Origin of the sequence: Paenibacillus planticolens (assembly GCF_013141725.1) — a bacterium.
GTDB lineage: Bacteria > Bacillota > Bacilli > Paenibacillales > NBRC-103111 > Paenibacillus_E > Paenibacillus_E planticolens.
The window spans coordinates 217,027-233,915 of sequence record NZ_WHNZ01000030.1 but is presented as its reverse complement, the minus strand read 5'-3'; the positions used below and the strand labels follow the sequence as shown (position 1 = coordinate 233,915).

General features: G+C 49.6%; 12 protein-coding genes. 11 read left to right on the top strand and 1 reads right to left on the bottom strand.

Features of this window, described 5'->3' with window-relative positions:
* Positions 1–13: 13 nt before the first annotated feature.
* The 11 genes from GC097_RS15715 (at position 14) to GC097_RS15665 (ending at position 16,274) form a co-directional block, all read left to right on the top strand.
* Positions 14–1,435, top strand: coding sequence for an RtcB family protein (locus GC097_RS15715; protein WP_171684240.1), 1,422 nt, complete (start codon positions 14–16; stop codon positions 1,433–1,435).
* Positions 1,432–2,745 carry an ATP-binding protein gene (locus tag GC097_RS15710; RefSeq protein ID WP_246294268.1) on the top strand — a complete coding sequence of 438 codons (1,314 nt, stop codon included), beginning with the start codon at positions 1,432–1,434 and terminating at the stop codon, positions 2,743–2,745. The genes GC097_RS15715 and GC097_RS15710 overlap by 4 nt, the downstream gene beginning before the upstream one ends.
* Positions 2,746–2,775: 30 nt before the next feature.
* Positions 2,776–3,354: an RNA 2'-phosphotransferase gene (locus tag GC097_RS15705; protein WP_171684239.1), complete on the top strand. Its 579-nt coding sequence runs from the start codon at positions 2,776–2,778 to the stop codon at positions 3,352–3,354.
* Positions 3,347–4,141, top strand: a complete 795-nt coding sequence (locus GC097_RS15700; protein ID WP_171684238.1) for a TatD family hydrolase — start codon at positions 3,347–3,349, stop codon at positions 4,139–4,141. The genes GC097_RS15705 and GC097_RS15700 overlap by 8 nt, the downstream gene beginning before the upstream one ends.
* A 601-nt stretch (positions 4,142–4,742) precedes the next feature.
* The gene (locus tag GC097_RS15695; RefSeq protein WP_171684237.1) at positions 4,743–6,179 is read left to right on the top strand and encodes an SWIM zinc finger family protein; all 1,437 of its coding nucleotides are present in this window, start codon (positions 4,743–4,745) and stop codon (positions 6,177–6,179) included.
* 24 nt (positions 6,180–6,203) lie between these two features.
* Complete coding sequence (locus tag GC097_RS15690; protein ID WP_171684236.1) at positions 6,204–8,015, top strand: HEAT repeat domain-containing protein; 1,812 nt, start codon at positions 6,204–6,206, stop codon at positions 8,013–8,015.
* Positions 7,991–9,082 carry an ATP-binding protein gene (locus GC097_RS15685; protein ID WP_171684316.1) on the top strand — a complete coding sequence of 364 codons (1,092 nt, stop codon included), beginning with the start codon at positions 7,991–7,993 and terminating at the stop codon, positions 9,080–9,082. The genes GC097_RS15690 and GC097_RS15685 overlap by 25 nt, the downstream gene beginning before the upstream one ends.
* The gene (locus tag GC097_RS15680) at positions 9,040–11,400 is read left to right on the top strand and encodes a DUF5682 family protein (protein ID WP_171684235.1); all 2,361 of its coding nucleotides are present in this window, start codon (positions 9,040–9,042) and stop codon (positions 11,398–11,400) included. The genes GC097_RS15685 and GC097_RS15680 overlap by 43 nt, the downstream gene beginning before the upstream one ends.
* Before the next feature lie 3 nt (positions 11,401–11,403).
* On the top strand, positions 11,404–12,609 hold the full coding sequence (locus tag GC097_RS15675; protein WP_171684234.1) for a VWA domain-containing protein: 1,206 nt from the start codon (positions 11,404–11,406) through the stop codon (positions 12,607–12,609).
* Positions 12,610–12,709: 100 nt separating this feature from the next.
* The gene (locus tag GC097_RS15670; protein ID WP_171684233.1) at positions 12,710–13,666 is read left to right on the top strand and encodes a 3'-5' exoribonuclease YhaM family protein; all 957 of its coding nucleotides are present in this window, start codon (positions 12,710–12,712) and stop codon (positions 13,664–13,666) included.
* A 712-nt stretch (positions 13,667–14,378) separates the two neighbouring features.
* Complete coding sequence (locus GC097_RS15665; RefSeq protein WP_171684232.1) at positions 14,379–16,274, top strand: sensor histidine kinase; 1,896 nt, start codon at positions 14,379–14,381, stop codon at positions 16,272–16,274.
* A 104-nt stretch (positions 16,275–16,378) separates the two neighbouring features.
* Here GC097_RS15665 and GC097_RS15660 read toward each other — a convergent pair whose 3' ends face one another.
* On the bottom strand, positions 16,379–16,618 hold the full coding sequence (locus GC097_RS15660; RefSeq protein WP_171684231.1) for an NHLP leader peptide family RiPP precursor: 240 nt from the start codon (positions 16,616–16,618) through the stop codon (positions 16,379–16,381).
* Positions 16,619–16,889: the final 271 nt, after the last annotated feature.

Here is a 16,889-nt window from a genome sequence, read left to right as displayed (position 1 = left end):
AGGATAAACACGAATGAAAGAAAATTATGTACAGCAGGTTCAGCTCCCTTCGGGGGTTGTCCATGTCTATGCAGCTCCTGAGCTGTTTAAAGCGTTAGATTATCAAGTGTTTCAGATGGCTAACAACAATTTGCAGATTCCGAATCAAAGATATATGAGTTATACGCCGGACGTACACGTAGGTGTCGGCACTTGCATTGGCACAACGGCTGCGTGGCATACCCATGATGGGTATGTGTCGCCGTCGATCGTCGGCAGCGATATTGGCTGCGGCATGAGGGTGCATATGACAAATGTGCACAAGGATGAGCTGAAGGATGTGAAGCTGCGCCGCAAACTGGTCAAAACGATAGAAAAATATTTGCCTGTCGAGGATCACGCACGCGGTCACTTCTCAGATGTTCGCTTGGAGCACATCGTGACCAAAGGTCTGCACGGTCTGCCGAAAAAATATATACCGGACGGGTATACGCCCAGGAAGGCGACGTCCCTTACACATGTAGAGTGCAGCAAATTTACAGTGGATGAAAATGTGTTGAACCGCTTCCCGAATGCAGTGTGGCACCGGTCACATCGTCAGCTCGGCACGCTGGGGAATGGGAACCATTTTGCCGAGATTCAGGCAGTTGAGATCGCTGAAGAGAACCGCGAGGTCGCCGAAGCTTGGGGGCTGTTCGACGGTCAAGTCATCGTCATGATCCATTCCGGATCACGCGCGTGGGGCGGCTCCGTCAGCCAAGTGTGCAGCAGCGAGATGTCGAAAGTCATGCGAATGCTTGGGTTAGGAACCGCCGATCCTAAGCTTGTTTTTGCTCCGCTGGAGCATGAAGCTGCGCAGTCCTATGTCAATTTGATGTACTCGGCGCTTAATTATGCCGTTGTGAATAGACACCTCATCGCATACGCCGTTCGCGAGGCGGGCAAGGATGTGTTCGGGTCGAAGTTTGAAATGACGACCTTGTATGATCTTATGCATAACTATGCCTGGGAGGAGGAGCATGAGGGGGAATCCTATTTTGTCCATCGCAAAGGGGCGACGCGTTCGCTTCCCGCAGGGCACCCGGATAATCCTCTGCCCTATGTGAACACCGGTCATCCGGCACTCATTCCGGGTTCGATGGGAACGGCCTCCTATATCATGGTCGGAGCGCCGGGCGGCCAAGCCAACTTTCACTCCATCTGCCATGGAGCGGGCCGCATCCGTTCGCGCAGCGCAACGAAAAGGCTGATTACGCTGAGTGAATTTGCCGCATCCATGCGCGTAGGGACCTCGGAGGAAATCGTCGTCAATCAAAAGTCATTGGAGTCGATCCTCGATGAGTCTCCGCAAGCATACAAAGATGTCGATCAAATTATAGAGAGTGTCGTCGGAGCGGATCTGGCTCAGGTTGTTGCGAAGTGCAAGCCCATGGCGACAGTAAAAGGTGCCAAATGAAGATAGAATACATGGTGAAAACAGGAGAAGATTTTGCGGCCGCAGTGACCGTTCCGAATAGGTCTGGCAGCGGCTCGCTCACCGCATATGGGGATTATGCCTATGTACTTGAACGTATCCAAAGCGTGCTGGGAGAACAATTCGGAAAGCAGTTTGAACCCTATGTGAGTGACGATGGGAAAGAAGAATATTGGGAGTTGCTGGAACAAGATGTTAAAACAGGGAGCCGTCACGTACGGCATGTTGCAAAGATTTTCGATTATATGGAATCTCGGGCATTCGGACTGGAGGGAGAGAGCGAAATCTCGGCCTACCGTACTTTTCCTACCCTGCGCAATAACGTCTTCGCCTATCCGGACTGGGGAATCGCGCTAGCCCGGGTGCCTGTCTTTCGAATGCATGGCATTGGCGCGGAGGACTTTGTTTTTGCCGTGGATGACGCCAGCCTTCGGCGTTTTCTAGAGCAAGCGCGGCAGCGTCGCAGAGCTTTGGACCGGCGGCAAGTGACCATTTTTACAGACGGACCTAATGGCATGGAAAAAGAGCTGGCTCCCATTACTCGCATGGTCGACCGTGTAGAGGTCATTATGAAGGATGAAGTGAAGCGGGATATTTATAGGTCCATCGATCAGTTTTTCGATGAGGACCGTACCTTTTTTAAGGAATATGGGCTTCCTTACAAAAGAGGCATCCTGCTCTACGGGAAGCCGGGCAACGGAAAAACAACGCTTGTCAAATCCATCGCCGGCAGCGTGAAAGCACCGGTTGCTTACTGGCAAATCACGGAGAATACATGCAGCGACTCCATTCAGGAGGTTTTTCAAGCGGCGGCGAATTTGGCGCCAATGATTCTGGTGATTGAGGATATTGACGCGATGCCTCAGCGGTCAAGGTCTTACTTTTTGAATATTTTGGACGGCGCGACTTCGAAAGAAGGTATTTTCCTCATTGGAACAACCAATTACCCGGAGCAAATTGATCCCGCGTTGATGAACCGGGCAGGGCGCTTCGACCGCGCTTATGAAATCCAGCTTCCAGACGTCACGCTTAGGCAGACCTATTTGGAGCAAAAGGGTATGGGGAAGCTTGTGACCGATGAAATGATGCGGATAACGGCGAAGCAAACGGAGGGATTTACTTTTGCCCAGTTAAATGAGTTGTTCGCAGCGGCTGCGCTTCAGTGGCATTATGAGCAGAGTGTGGACATAGAGAAGCTGGTGAAGTCGATGAAATCGGATCTTCATAAGGGGCAGACGATGTCGTGGCTGAAGGAGGACTCGGAGGTTCGGGTTGGGTTTTTGGTGAATTGAGATGAGGATTGATGGAAGGATGTGATACGAATGTTATCAAATAACGTACAAACAAGATTAAGTAAGTTCATGAGTAAAATATTACGGCATTCGCCGGAAAAATTCGGGCTTCACCTTGATTCTGATGATGGTTCTTGCGCGGTTGCAGATTTATTGGATGTTCTTCGTGCTCAGCCGGAGTGGTCCGAGCTTAGCTTGAATGATATTGAGGAAGTAGTTGAGCGCTGTGAAAAGCAGCGCTTTGAAATCGTAGGCGATCGCATTAAGGCGAGGTACGGGCATAGCCATGATAAAGTCAGCTATCCAACCGGGGTTCCGCCTATGGTGCTGTATCATGGCACGAATGTGGAGGCTGCTCCTAAGATTTTGAAACAAGGATTGCGCCCCATGCACCGTCAGTACGTGCATTTGTCCGAAGGGCTTGATTTTGCTGCACTTGCCGGTAAACGCAGAGGGGAGCTTGTCATTTTAAGTATTGATACGGTGAAGGCTTTGCGCGCGGGGATTGAGTTCTATTATGCAGGAAATGAAGTTTGGCTTGCAGATGCCGTTCCTGCTGAGTTTTGCAGCGTATATGAACGGGGAGAGGGGAGCGGTCGGAATGAATAAGCAGATGATAGATATTGGTGTTAATTTGATGCATCGATCTTTTGAGCAGGATCGGGGCGAGGTCGTTGCAAGAGCGGTTCAGGCAGGCGTATCGCCTCTAGTTTTGACGGGCACAAGCGAGAGGAACAGCGATTCGGCTGCGCGGTATGCGGCGAAATTCCCAGGGCAGCTGTTTACGACAGCCGGTGTCCATCCGCACGACACGCGGAATTGTACAGCGCGAACGCTGGATACATTGAGGCGATTAGCCAAGATGCCTCAGGTTGTGGCCATTGGGGAGTGCGGATTGGATTACAACCGGGATTTTTCACCGCGTGATGTGCAGCGCAAATGGTTCGAAGAACAGATTCAGCTTGCCTGCGAGCTGGACATGCCACTTTTTCTGCACGAGCGGGAAGCGCATGCTGATTTCGTGCGTATTCTGAAACCTTACCTGGTCGCGGGGAAAAGTAAGGCTGTTGTCCATTGTTTTACGGGGTCAATGCGGGAGCTTGACGTCTATCTGCAGCTAGGGCTGCATATCGGCATCACCGGCTGGATCTGCGATGAGCGTAGAGGCAAGCATTTGCGCGAGCTGGTGAAGCGAATACCTTTGGATCGTCTGATGTTGGAAACCGACGCCCCTTTTCTGACGCCTCGGGATTTACCCGTTAAGCCGCAGGATGGCCGGAATGAGCCGGCGTTTCTTCCTCATATCGCAGCAACCGTTGCGCATTGTTTGGGTAAACCGGCGGAGGAGGTTGCGGAAGCTACGACGAGGACGGCGAGGGAGTTTTTTGGGCTTTAATGAGGCCAGGGCTGTGCAAGCTTGGGGCATAATTTGGGCTAAGGCGGGGCTGGGGGAGCTCGAGGGGAGCTCGAGTGGAACGTGAGAGGAGCTACAGAGGAACCAGGGGAACTCAACGGGAGCTGCAGAGGGATCAGGGGAACTCCAAGAGAACTGCAGAGGAGCTACTGAGGAACTACTGAGGAACTCCCGAGGGATCAGGGGGGCCTCGAAGGGAACTACAGGGCGCTATTTTGGCGAAAAGAGCTCATTTTGCAAGTTAGAGGGAACTGTGGTCCTCTATTTGTCCGGTTTGGATCGGGAAACGAGACTTGAAGGGCAAATAAGGCCCTGTAGTTCCGTCTAATTTGGAAACTGGCTGAGTATGGAGAAATAGCGGCCTCAGGTTCCCTTATTTTGCAAGCTGGGGCCCCAGCTGTCTCCCCACTGCCCTGCTACCCCTGCCCAAAACCGCGAGAAGGAGCTCAATGAGCTCTTTTTTTGCGTTAAAAGCACTTTTCATATTCCCGTTCTATTCGAGGAGGAAAAGCCATACCCATGAAAAAGGAAATTCAAGGGTTGTGTGGAAACACTTTGTATACCAAGTTATGAGGGGTACATGATGAACTATTTAACGGAAGCGTATGTCGATAGTTTGGCGCTGAACAGCAGCGCAATCAAGAATGGCAAGGATTTGGCGAAGAAAAACAGTTTCCCTCTGCTTTGTCAGTCTGAGGACGGGACAATCATTTTTGGGGAGTGTAAAGGAAGCGGCAAGGATCCTTATCGCTGTTCGGTCGATTTACAGAAAGAAGGAAACCCTGTTTTCCGCTGTACATGCCCGAGCCGCCAGTTTCCATGCAAGCACAATCTCGGTTTGATGTATGCATTTACCTCTGGAAAAACTTTTGCCATAGCCCCGGTTCCTCAGGATATTGTGGACAAAAGGGAAAAGGCTGAGAAGCGGGAAGAGAAGAAGAAAGAAGCTGCCGATTCAGAAGCTCCAACCGTGAAACGCAAGACGAACAAGTCGACGCTGCTGAAAAAAATAGCGGCACAGCTTGAGGGGATCGGCATTGCGGAGAAGCTCATCCTCCAGCTGGTTTCTTCGGGTCTGGGGAGTTTGGACAAAAAGGCGCTGCAAACCGCGGATGAGCAAGCGAAGCAGCTGGGCAATTACTATATTCCGGGAATCCAAGCGGCCCTGAAAGAATTGACGCAGCAATTTCGCGCAGATGCAAATCGGGAAGCCCTATATCCCATCGTGATCGAGCAGCTCACCACATTGCATTCAATGATCAGGAAAAGCAGGGAATACCTGAACAACAGACTGGAAAATCCAGATCTTCCAATCGATTCGGAATCGACTTTGGAGGAGCGGATTGGGCATGCTTGGCAAATCGCAGAGTTGCGAGAGCAGGGACGAGTCCGCAGGGAAGCGGAACTGCTGCAGCTTGCTTTCCGGTCCTACTCGGATCAGGCGAGGGGGGAGTTCATCGATGAGGGATACTGGTCCGATCTCCAAAGCGGACAGATCCACCTTACAAGAACATATCGTCCTTTTCGAGCAGCGAAACACATTCGTGAGGAAGATTCCATCTTTCAAGTCGTGCAGGCAAAGGAGCTTGCGCAATACCCAGGCGAACTGAACATGAGGGTGCGCTGGGAGGAAGCAACCTTCCGCGAGGCTAACCCGTCCGATATGCAAAAAATCATCACCACAGCACACAGATCCTTCCCGGAAGTCATCAAGCAGGTGAAGAACCTGATCAAAAATCCGCTTTCTGACAAGCATCCGGTTGTGTTGCTGCATGTTGCGGAGATGAAAAAGATGAGTGCGTCTTATGTTCTTTTAGATGAACAAGGCAAGCAGCTTCCGCTTGCGGACATTCCGCATCTCAGTGAGCCTACGACCTCTTTGGTGCCGATGCTGCATAAGGCGTTGCTGCAAAATCAGGCTATGTTGGTTATGTTTGAACACAATTGGAAGCAGAACAGGCTCGAGGCGCAGCCTTTAAGTATTGTAACTGCCAATGAAGTCGTTCGTTTGCTGTATTGATGAAAAGAATTAGGAGACGATTCCATGAGTATAGATGTAATGTTTGAGCTGCAGCATGAGGTGCGCCGCTTGTTTATTGCAGGGAGCGGGATGGCGGCAGGCGATTTACGATTGCAAAAATTGCTTCCTCAGCTGCAAAAGCTAGGCGAATCGGCGCCGGTTTTCACTCGGATGGCGCAGGCGGTCAGCCAAGTTTTAGAAGCGGAAACGAGCAGTTCAGCAGGTAAACTGCTGGAGCTTGGCACGCTCTTGAACTCGGTGCTGTATACACAGGGGAAAACGGAGACGAAAGAGGAACTCGCCCCTGTAGAAGGGACGGAGACCGCACTTACAACTTCCATTCCTTACCGCAAGCTGCATCCGCTAATTGAAGCGTTGACACAAAAGGGGCAGGGCAGAATGGAGCAGCTTCGTTTGGGATACGATGAAAAGTTATTTCATGACTTCCGCGTCATTCCTGCGGCTGTTTCTGCATTGGATGACAGCTATGCGGAAATTCCCGATTTTTTGCATCGCAGCGTACTGCCTGCACTGGGAGCAGCAGCGCTTCCGGCGTTGAAACAGCAGTTTAAGCTGGATGGCGGCAAAGGCGACGCCCGTCGGTTGGAGCTTATTCATGCATTGCTCCCGGCCTCGGAGGACTTGGAATTTCTTCTTCAAGCGGCGGCAGAGGGATCAATGGATGTCCGCTCCACTGCGATTGAGCTTCTAAGCGACTATCCCGAGCAAGAGGATTTCATTTTGGAGCAAGCTGACGATAAGAAAAAAGAGATCCGTAAAGCAGCTTTATTCGCATTGTCGCGTCTTGGAACCGAGCAGGCGATTGCTCGTCTGTACAAAGCTCTTAATTCCAAGGATCAAGATATTGCGATTGAACCCATTCAAAATTGCAGAGCCAACGACTTGACACTCCGTATCATCCGCCATGCGACTGAAATGCTGGAGCTGATTGTTCAGCGCACGAACATCGCGGATTCCGCACAGTTGTTGATGGCAGACATCCGAAGCTTACAAGGCAAGCGAGTGCCTGAGGTTGTCAATTTACTGGAAACGTTGCTGTCAACGCCAGGCTTTATCGTGCAGGAAACAGAAGCCGTTCAAGAGGCCGCTGCCCATCTTTTGCTCCAATTGGATTTGCCTGAGTCAAACCGTTTTGCAGTTATGCTGCATGAGACGTACAACCGTAAATTTATTGGGTATAGCTTTAGAGCTGCAATCAAAATCCTGCCTCCAGAGGATGTCTATGAACGCTTTTGCCATGATTTGAAGGATAAAAAGCTCCCTGCAGCCAAGGAATTACTGCGTGTTTTGCATGAAGTAACTCCCTCGCTGCATAACCAATTTCATGAGCAGGCAGCTTCGTCTGACTCTGAGGAATGGGACCCTAGATGGGTGCATCTGTTTGTCAAACTGGACGAGGAAGAGTTGGTATGCCGCTTCGCTAGGGAGTCTGATCCCCAAGTTACGGATTATCTTGTCAAAAAGTGCGAAGAACGGCCTAACTTTAACGCAACGAAAACGACGCATCTCCTGCTGATTCTATTTCGTCAAAATTACTCGGACGCGCCTAAACTTCTCATGGATATTTTGGAGAAAGCCGGAAATAAGCAGTTTTATTACTTGGATCGCGTTCAGCTTACACTGCTGTCACTGCTTCCGGGGTCCTATGCAGAGAGACTGCGTCAATTCGCTGAAGGATTATCCTATCAGGGGATGAAAAATCAATTGCTGGATATCGCAGAAACGATAGCTGCCAAGCCGGAACAAGCCAATCACTCAGAAACGGAAGAGAAGGGACAGGGATTATGGGGATGGATCAGAAGCAAGATGTCGTAAGATTGCCTTCCGAAAGGTTATATCTAGAGGAGCTGGAAGCTTTAAAGAAATTGGATCAGGACGAGAAGCCAGCCGGATGGCAGCTTTCTCCGAAAGCAGTACTAACGTTCCTGACGGGCGGACAAGTAAGGGGAGTTACCATTACGCCTAAGTATATTGGGAACAAAAGGCTAGTAGAAATGGCGATAGCGACACTTTTGACGGACAGGGCTCTAATGTTGATCGGGGAACCGGGGACGGCGAAGTCGTGGCTTTCGGAAAATTTGACGGCAGCCATTACTGGGGATTCCAGCAAGGTGATTCAAGGAACAGCCGGGACTAGTGAGGAACAGATCCGATATTCTTGGAACTATGCGATGCTGCTGGCGCAAGGACCTTCGGATACAGCCATTATCAAAAGCCCGATATTCCGGGCGATGGAAACCGGCGGAATCGCCCGTTTCGAAGAGATTTCCCGCTGCGCGTCTGAGGTGCAGGACGCCTTGATCTCGATTCTATCGGAGAAGACAATTTCGATTCCGGAGCTGGGGAGAGAAGTATTCGCTGCCAGAGGCTTCTCCATCATCGCAACAGCGAACACGCGAGACCGTGGCGTGAACGAGATGTCTGCGGCGTTGAAGCGGCGCTTTAACATCATTGTGCTTCCATCACCGTCAGATATCGAGACGGAAGTGGAAATTGTCCGCAAGCGGGTCAGTGAAATTTCGGCTAGCTATGAGCTGAAAGCGACGCTTCCGGACGAGGAGGCGGTGCGGAAGGTTGTGACGATTTTCCGCGAACTGCGCAGCGGGACGACGCTCGACGGCAAAGAGAAGGTGAAGGGACCGAGCGGTGTCATTTCGACGGCTGAAGCGATCTCGCTGTTGACGGGCAGCATGGCGCTTGCTGGCAGCTTCGGCAGCGGCAAGATTAGTGAAGAAGATATCGCGGCCGGACTGCAGGGAGCGATTGTGAAGGACGAAGAGAAGGATCGTCTTGTGTGGAAGGAATATCTTGAAAATGTGATGAAAAAGCGGGGATCGACATGGAGAAATCTGTACTTCGCGTGCTCGGAGATGAACAACTAGCTCACAGTTCGGGGTTTCATGTTTTCGGTATACGGCACTTATCTCCTGCTGGCGCTTACCACCTCCTTGCTTTCTTGGATGAGATTAAGCCGACGGCTGTGCTCGTCGAAGGACCAAGCGACGCGAGTCCGTTTATCGAAGAGCTTTCATCGTCCGGTGTTGTCCCGCCGGTTGCTATTCTAGCCTACACGGATGGGCTGCCTGTAAGAACCTTGCTGTATCCTTATGCCGCGTACTCGCCTGAATATCAGGCTTTTCAATGGGCGAGCAGGAACGCTGCACAGGCTGAGTTTATCGATTTGCCTTCTAATCATGCGTTAGCCTTGTATGAGCAAAGGCAACGCGGGTCATTTTCCTCTGAAGATGCAAACGCCGACGATTTACGGGCGTATGTCCTTGAGCAGAGGACACTTTATGAGCGGCTTGCCGAGCTGTCGGAAGAACCGGACTACGAGGCTTATTGGGAACGGCATTTTGAGCATAATCTGGAGAAAGACGCTTACCGGCAAGGAATCTATCAATTTTCATTGCAAATGAGGGAACTAACCGCCCGGCAGGAGATGAAGTTTGCACCGCAGGAAGCGGCTTACAATGAGATTCGGGAAGCGTACATGCGGCGGAAAATTCAAGAAACCATAGCATCCGGTCACGCTCCTGAGAAAATCGTCGTCGTTACAGGCGCGCACCATGCATCCGCTATGGATTTCCGTTTCCCCGCTATGACGGACAAAGAATTGAAGAGCCTGCCCACGACGACAACGAAGCTAACGCTGATGCCTTATTCCTACTATAAGCTTTCTTCGCATTCCGGCTACGGGGCCGGGAATCAGGCTCCAGCCTATTTCGAACTCTTCTGGCAGTGTCTGCAAAAAGGGGATCTAAAGCGGCTTCCTGCCTTATATTTTTCGCAGGCAGCTGCTCATCTCAGGGAGCATGGGACGCATAGGTCAACTGCTTCGCTTATCGAGGCGGTGAGGCTTGCTGAGGCGCTGGCTGCATTGCATGAAGGAAGTCAGCCAACGTGGAAAGATTTGCGGGACGCGGCGACAGTATGTCTCGGTTATGGGGAGCTATCGACGATTGCCGAAGCCTTGGCAAGAACGGATATCGGCACAGCGATCGGCAGATTGCCCGAAGGCGTCAGTCAGACGCCGATTCAAGACGACCTGAACAGGGAGCTTAAGAGACTTAAGCTTGAGAAGTATAAATCTGCGGTAGCTGCAACGCTGGAGTTGGATTTGCGTGAAAACCGCAGAGTGAAGTCGGAAGAAGCCGCGTTTCTGGATTTGAAACGCTCTGTTCTCTTACAGCGGCTGGAGCTTCTGGGCATTAGCTTTGTCAAAAAGCAAAGAGTGAATCAAGCCTCCGCATCATGGGCGGAGAATTGGGTGCTGCAGTGGACGCCGGAAGCCGAAATTCAAGCGGTGGAGTCGACGCTGAAAGGGGAAACGATCGAGCTGGCGGCGGCTTTCGTGCTGAAGGAGCGGCTCGAGGATTGCCGCGATATTGCCGAAGCTTCGCGCATTATTCGCATCGCCTGTGATTGTGATTTGACGGAGGAGATGGAGCAGGCCAAATCAACGCTGCAAGGACTTGCTGTGGATGCGGGCAGTTTTGAGCAGGTAGCCGAATCGGCTTACGAGTTGTCGGTTTTGATCCGCTATGGATCGATCCGTCGAATTGAAACAAGCAGCCTTCTCCCGCTGCTCCAGCAGTTGTTCCTTAGAGGAACGCTGCTGCTCATGGATGCTTCCAACTGCAACGACGATGCCGCTCACGGTGTGGTTCGTGCGATGCAATCTTTGAATACCATTGCCCAAGATGAGTTCGAGGTGGTGGATGACGGGTTGTGGTTTCGTAAACTTCAAGAGCTGGCCTCGCGCGATGACCGCAATGCGAAGTTGTCGGGCTTCGCCTTCGCTATTTTGCTTGAGCGTAACGAAATACCGGATGAACGTGTAGCGCAGGAAGTTTCGCGACGGTTGTCGCCGGGGATTCCTGCCGATCTTGGGGCAGGCTGGTTCGAAGGGATGTCGATGCGCAACCGCTATGCGCTGCTTTCGAGGGTAACGCTATGGCAGCAGCTTGACGCGTATATCGGATCGCTAGAGAAAGAGGCTTTCCTTCGATCGCTTGTTTTTTTGCGGCGAGCCTTTGGGTCGTTCGAACCTAGGGAGAAGGCAGCGGTAGCTGAAATGATGGGCGATATCTGGGGGGTTAGCGCGGATATATCAGGAGCTGCTTTGCAGCAGCCTTTAAGTGAGGAAGAGAAGGGGAAGCTGGATGAGCTCAATGATTTTGATTTTGGAGATTTGTAGCCTATGACAACGATCGATCAAGAACAAATGAACCGTTGGCGGCTGATTCTGGGTGCGGCTTCCGAAGAAAAGCTGCTCTCTTACGGCTCCGGCAGCGCTATGCTCGACGAAGAGTCGAGGCTTGTGGATGAGGCGCTGGCTGCCATCTATGATGAAACTTCGGTCAGCACTGCGGATACCGGACCGGATGCTGGCGGCTCCCGTCAAGCGGGGCTGGGAGCATCGTCCCCTAAGCTCGCCAAATGGCTGGGCGATATCCGCACTTTTTTCCCGCCGGATGTCGTGTCCGTCATCCAAGCGGATGCCATCGAGCGCAAAGGCTTGAAGCAGCTCCTTTTTGAGCCGGAGCTTCTCTCCCAAGTGAAGCCGGACATCCAGATGGTTGCCACGTTAATGGCGCTGAAAGGCAAAATACCGGAGAAAACGAAAGAAACGGCAAGACAGCTAGTCAAAGCTGTTGTCGATGAAATCGTCAAGCGGCTTTCCCAAGATTTGCGACGGGCGGTCACAGGTGCGCTGAACCGCAGGCAGCATTCGCCACTGCCGTCGGCAACAGGGTTGGATTGGAACACAACCATCCGCAAAAATCTCAAGCACTACGACAAGGAACGCGGGCTCCTGCTGCCGGAAAAGGTGTATTTCTTCGACCGTGCCCGCCGGAGCAAGGAGTGGACGGTCATTCTGGATATCGACCAGAGCGGCTCGATGGCGGGATCCGTCATCTACGCCTCCATTATCGGGTCGATTTTCGCCAGTATGCCGGCGCTGGATACGCGTGTCGTTGCTTTTGACACCGAAGTTGTTGATTTGAGCGAACAGTGTGCTGAGGATCCCGTCGATATGCTGTTTGGCATTCAGCTTGGCGGAGGGACCGATATTAATAAATCCGTCTCCTATTGTTCATCTTTTATCACGGAGCCGAAGAAAACGCTGTTTATTTTGGTCTCGGACCTCTATGAGGGCGGCAATCGAACGGAAATGATGCAAAGGCTTGCCGACATGCACCAGGCTGGTGTGAAAACGATCTGTCTGCTCGCTTTATCCGATCAGGGCGTGCCTTCCTATGACGAAACAGTTGCAAAAAAGCTATCCCAATACGGCATTCCTTGCTTTGGCTGTTCGCCTGATAAGCTGCCGGAGTTGATTGAAGGAGCTCTAAAGGGGCATGATCTTTCGGTGCTCGCGGATCGTGTGAAGCAGGGGAAATAGGGTGGCGATTTTGATGAGAGAGGCGAATCTTTTGAATCAAATCAGCCATTGCTCCATTTTCATAGTATAATAGTTCCTAATGACATATGGAGGAACTAAAATGACATTAATTAAGCAGCTTCAAGCTCCAGAGGAATTTGTTGGTTTTTATCTCATTAAGGAACTAGAAATTAAGCAAACGAATACGACGCCTGCCAAGGATTTCATGGATATCGTGCTCTGCGACGCCAGCGGGCAAATTTCGGCGAAAATGTGGGATGTCAGCGCCACGGATAAGGAAACCTTTTTCCCAATGACATTGGTTAAGGTTCAGGGGCTCGTTCAAACCTACCGCGATAGATTGCAAGTGAAAATTGGTAGAATACGCAAGGTGCTGCCTGAAGATGGCGTACAAATGACAGAGTTCATCCGGTCGGCTCCCATAAGTCCAGTCGATCTTATTCATACCATCAATGGCGTACTGGAAAGCATCACGAATCCTACTGTCAAAAATATCGTTTCCTTCTGCGTGGCAAAGGTAGGCGATAAGCTTAGCCATTATCCTGCTGCCAAAACACACCATCATGCGTACTTCGCCGGGTTAGCGTACCATATCGTCCGGATGCTGGAAATCGGTGAATTCATTTGCAAGCAGCGTCCGTTTCTTAATTCGGATCTGATTAAAGCAGGCATCATTTTGCATGATATTGCGAAGCCGGAAGAGATGATCGCCCAGCTGGGGATTGTCACGGAGTACAGCTTACAGGGCAAGCTGCTCGGCCATATTTCGATGGCGTCGAATTGGATTACGGAGGCGGCTTTGCACCACGGGTTGGATCTCCAATCCGATGTAGTCATCGGTCTGCAGCATATCGTGCTGTCGCATCATAATTTGCCGGAGTGGGGAAGCCCCGTGCTGCCGCAAATTCCTGAGGCTGTTGCTTTGCACTATATCGATTCGATGGATGCAAAGCTGCAGATGGTCGAAGATACTTTGCAAGTAACGCCGGAGACGGATGCCTGGACGCCGATGATTCGCGGATTAGAGAATAAGGCGATGTACCGTTTGAATTTATAAAATAGAACCGTCAGGGTGGATTGTGACTCTGATGGTTTTTTTTGTTGTTGGGCGGGGGAGAAAAGCTGTCCGCGCAGTGGGAAATTACCGCGCGAGAAGAGGAAAAAGGCCGTCTCGTTAGCCGAGAGGGCGTGGAACTGTAGTGAGAAGTCCGAAAAGGCCGTCTCACCAGTGAAAAGCTGCCCGCGCAGCGGGAATTGCCGCGCGAGAGGTCGAAAAAGGCCGTCTCGGTAGCCGAGACGGTTTGGAACTGTAGTGAGACGTCCAAAAAGGCCGTCTCACCAGTGAAAAGCTTCTCGCGCAGTGGACTTTGCCGCGCGAGAAGACGAAAAAGGCCGTCTCGGTAGCCGAGATGGCATAGAACTGTGGCGAGACGTCCGAAAAGGCCATCTCGCCAGTGAAAAGCTGCCCGCGCAGCAGACTTTGCCGCGCGAGAAGACGAAAAAGGCCGTCTCAGTACCCGAGACGGAATAGAACTGTTGCGAGACATCCAAAAAGGCCGTCTCACGAGTAAAAAACTATCCCCGCTGTAACGCTGTTTCACAACGCGAGCAGATCCTATGCCATACGGATAATAGCCATCCTCAAATTGGAAGGGGGTGAATATATTTGCTTTATGAATGATTACTTGGTAAAAGAAGGGAATATTTGCTCTGTTGTCGAAATTAGTTTACTTGTACACATTGTAAGGCTGATTGAGGAAGGTGGTTAGATGAAGCGATTATTTCTATTGTGCTGGATAGGTGTATTGATTGTTATGGTGTGTAGTGGATGTATTTATTCCAGAGCCCATGTAGACGAACAAACAGCGGATTTGAAAGCGATCCCAGAATGGTCGATTCTGTGGGGGGATCCACCCGATGGGTTGGAAGGCGTCATGTCTGCCGCTTCTGATCGTTGGATGAAGGTCACAAAAGGACAACCCTTTTCTGAGAAACCTGAGCATATCTCAACGGTATGGATTAAGTTCCAACTTCCTTCCCATTTACCAAAAGACTACGGAATCTATATTCAAGACATAAGTACACAAAAACTGAAGATATACATTGGTACCAACTTAATTCGCGAAACGGTGTATGATTTTCCATATGACGCACAGAGGAGTTTATTCCAAGTTGGCAGTGAGGAAAGCGGAGAAACTATATATTTAAAGCTCGAGTCAACTATGGACCGCCTGAACATATACTCAGCAATCAAAATAGATCAATATGCAACTTTGATGAGGGCGTATGTACTTCAAGATTTGCAGAATATTGTATTCGGAACTGCTTTTCTATTCATTGCACTGATCATGCTGATTGGATCTATCTTTCTAAAAAGAGGTCAACTTCAGAGTTGGATTTTAATAAGTGTATTAAGTTTGTCAGTAGGAATAATTTTTATTACCTATTCTCCTTTCGTATATGCCAATTTTCCTAGCTATGGTGGCTTATTTATTTCTTCGTTCGATATAGCGCTTAATGTATTTTTACCGACGCTAACTTGGTCTTTTGAGCAAATCTTCGATAATGGCAAATTTAAATGGGTGCGTCGTTTTCGCAAATTTCAGGTTGTTTATTCCGTACTCCTAATCGCCTTCATGTTCATAAATCAAATGAATCATTATCAATTTAATAGAGCGTATTTTTTTGCAGCGGTAACTGTTTTAGGATATATGATGATTGTACAGTTTTTTTTGATCATTGGATTAAGCATTCCGCTTGTGCAAAAAGGAAACAAGGAAGCGGTTATATTTTCTATCGGCTTCGCTATGTTGGCGGGCATGAGTATATTAGATCTTATTAATTACTATGTATCTTCACAATATTATCAATTCTATTTATGGAAGTGGGGAGGTATAGGCTTATTTGTTTCGCTAATTGTTATTTTGGTCAGGCGTTTTGCCATGAATCAGGAACTCTTAGTCAACTATTCGAAAGAACTTGAATTTTATAATCATCAGCTCCAACTATCCGAAAGAACGGAAATCATAAGCTCTTTGGCGGCTTCTGTCGCTCATGAAGTGCGAAACCCTTTGCAGGTAACGAGAGGTTTTTTGCAGCTAATGGGTTCCCGCTCAGATGAGAAAGACAAAGAATATATGAATATTGCGATCGAGGAACTGGATCGTGCCTCTGTTATTATTACGGATTTCCTAACCTTCTCCAAACCTCAGCTGGAAGAATTTGTCGATATAGATGTTTCCCAAGTAATCAAACAAATTGAAGGCATTATCATGCCACTGGCAACCTTACAAGGCGGACGTATAATCGTAAGTGTTCCGGCAGGACTGTATATACGAGGAAATATATCGAAATTCAAACAAGTAATGATCAATCTCATTAAAAATGGTATTGAAGCTTTTGAAGACGATGGGGAAATTCAAATCCGGGCATACGACAAAGATAGCAAAGTCTACGTTCATATCAAAGATAATGGTCAGGGTATTGAAGCAGCTGAGTTGCTGAAATTAGGTGAACCCTATTTTACGACAAAAACGAAAGGGACGGGGCTTGGTCTCATGGTGACTTTCCGGATCATTGAGGCGATGCAGGGGAAAATGGAGTTCGAAAGTGAGAAGCATAAAGGAACAGAGGTTACGATGAGTTTTCCGAAAGTAAAACACTAAATAAAAAAGAGCTGCAGATCAATCTGCAGCTTCTTTTTATGAGTATGAAGTAAGCGAGGCTTACTCTCATTTATGCGGCAACGCCCGGTTTCAAGTTCAATCCCCTACCAGTTAGGGTTGTCAGCCCCCGCAGTCACCAACACCTTAGCCGGATTTGCCGGAATAACAAGCACGAACTCAGTTGTGGTCTCTTCTACCGCTTTGACTGTAATGTCATCGGGCAGCGTAATTCCAAAGTTTTCTTTTAAGGCAGCTTTTGGGTTTGTTAGAAGTTGTGTTTTGAATGCTTCGTTTTCCCAAGCTTTTTGAATAATTTTCGCTTTCAATTGTTCGTTCGATGACATGACAAGTCACTCCCCTTTTAAATGTATTGGACTCAGAATACGTTATTTGTGGTTTTCGGCGGCTAGATAGGAAGTTATCGGACTGAGGAGTCGTTATACGCTGGTTTTAGCGCGATTTGGGGTTATTTCAAGTTAGATAGCGTCACGCAGGTCCGATAATGCCTATTTCAAGTCGAAAAGTCATAAATAGAGGTATCTCAGTCCGTTAGGCTCAGGAATATTCGCCAATTTATTGGTTAATATTCCCAACAATTAGAATATATCATGAATA

Bases quoted from the DNA above. Each gene is read 5' to 3' on its own strand.
- GC097_RS15715 (WP_171684240.1), top strand. From the start codon at position 14: ATGAAAGAAAATTATGTACAGCAGGTTCAGCTCCCTTCGGGGGTTGTC.
- GC097_RS15710 (WP_246294268.1), top strand. From the start codon at position 1,432: ATGAAGATAGAATACATGGTGAAAACAGGAGAAGATTTTGCGGCCGCA.
- GC097_RS15705 (WP_171684239.1), top strand. From the start codon at position 2,776: ATGTTATCAAATAACGTACAAACAAGATTAAGTAAGTTCATGAGTAAA.
- GC097_RS15700 (WP_171684238.1), top strand. From the start codon at position 3,347: ATGAATAAGCAGATGATAGATATTGGTGTTAATTTGATGCATCGATCT.
- GC097_RS15695 (WP_171684237.1), top strand. From the start codon at position 4,743: ATGAACTATTTAACGGAAGCGTATGTCGATAGTTTGGCGCTGAACAGC.
- GC097_RS15690 (WP_171684236.1), top strand. From the start codon at position 6,204: ATGAGTATAGATGTAATGTTTGAGCTGCAGCATGAGGTGCGCCGCTTG.
- GC097_RS15685 (WP_171684316.1), top strand. From the start codon at position 7,991: ATGGATCAGAAGCAAGATGTCGTAAGATTGCCTTCCGAAAGGTTATAT.
- GC097_RS15680 (WP_171684235.1), top strand. From the start codon at position 9,040: ATGGAGAAATCTGTACTTCGCGTGCTCGGAGATGAACAACTAGCTCAC.
- GC097_RS15675 (WP_171684234.1), top strand. From the start codon at position 11,404: ATGACAACGATCGATCAAGAACAAATGAACCGTTGGCGGCTGATTCTG.
- GC097_RS15670 (WP_171684233.1), top strand. From the start codon at position 12,710: ATGACATTAATTAAGCAGCTTCAAGCTCCAGAGGAATTTGTTGGTTTT.
- GC097_RS15665 (WP_171684232.1), top strand. From the start codon at position 14,379: ATGAAGCGATTATTTCTATTGTGCTGGATAGGTGTATTGATTGTTATG.
- GC097_RS15660 (WP_171684231.1), bottom strand. From the start codon at position 16,618: ATGTCATCGAACGAACAATTGAAAGCGAAAATTATTCAAAAAGCTTGG.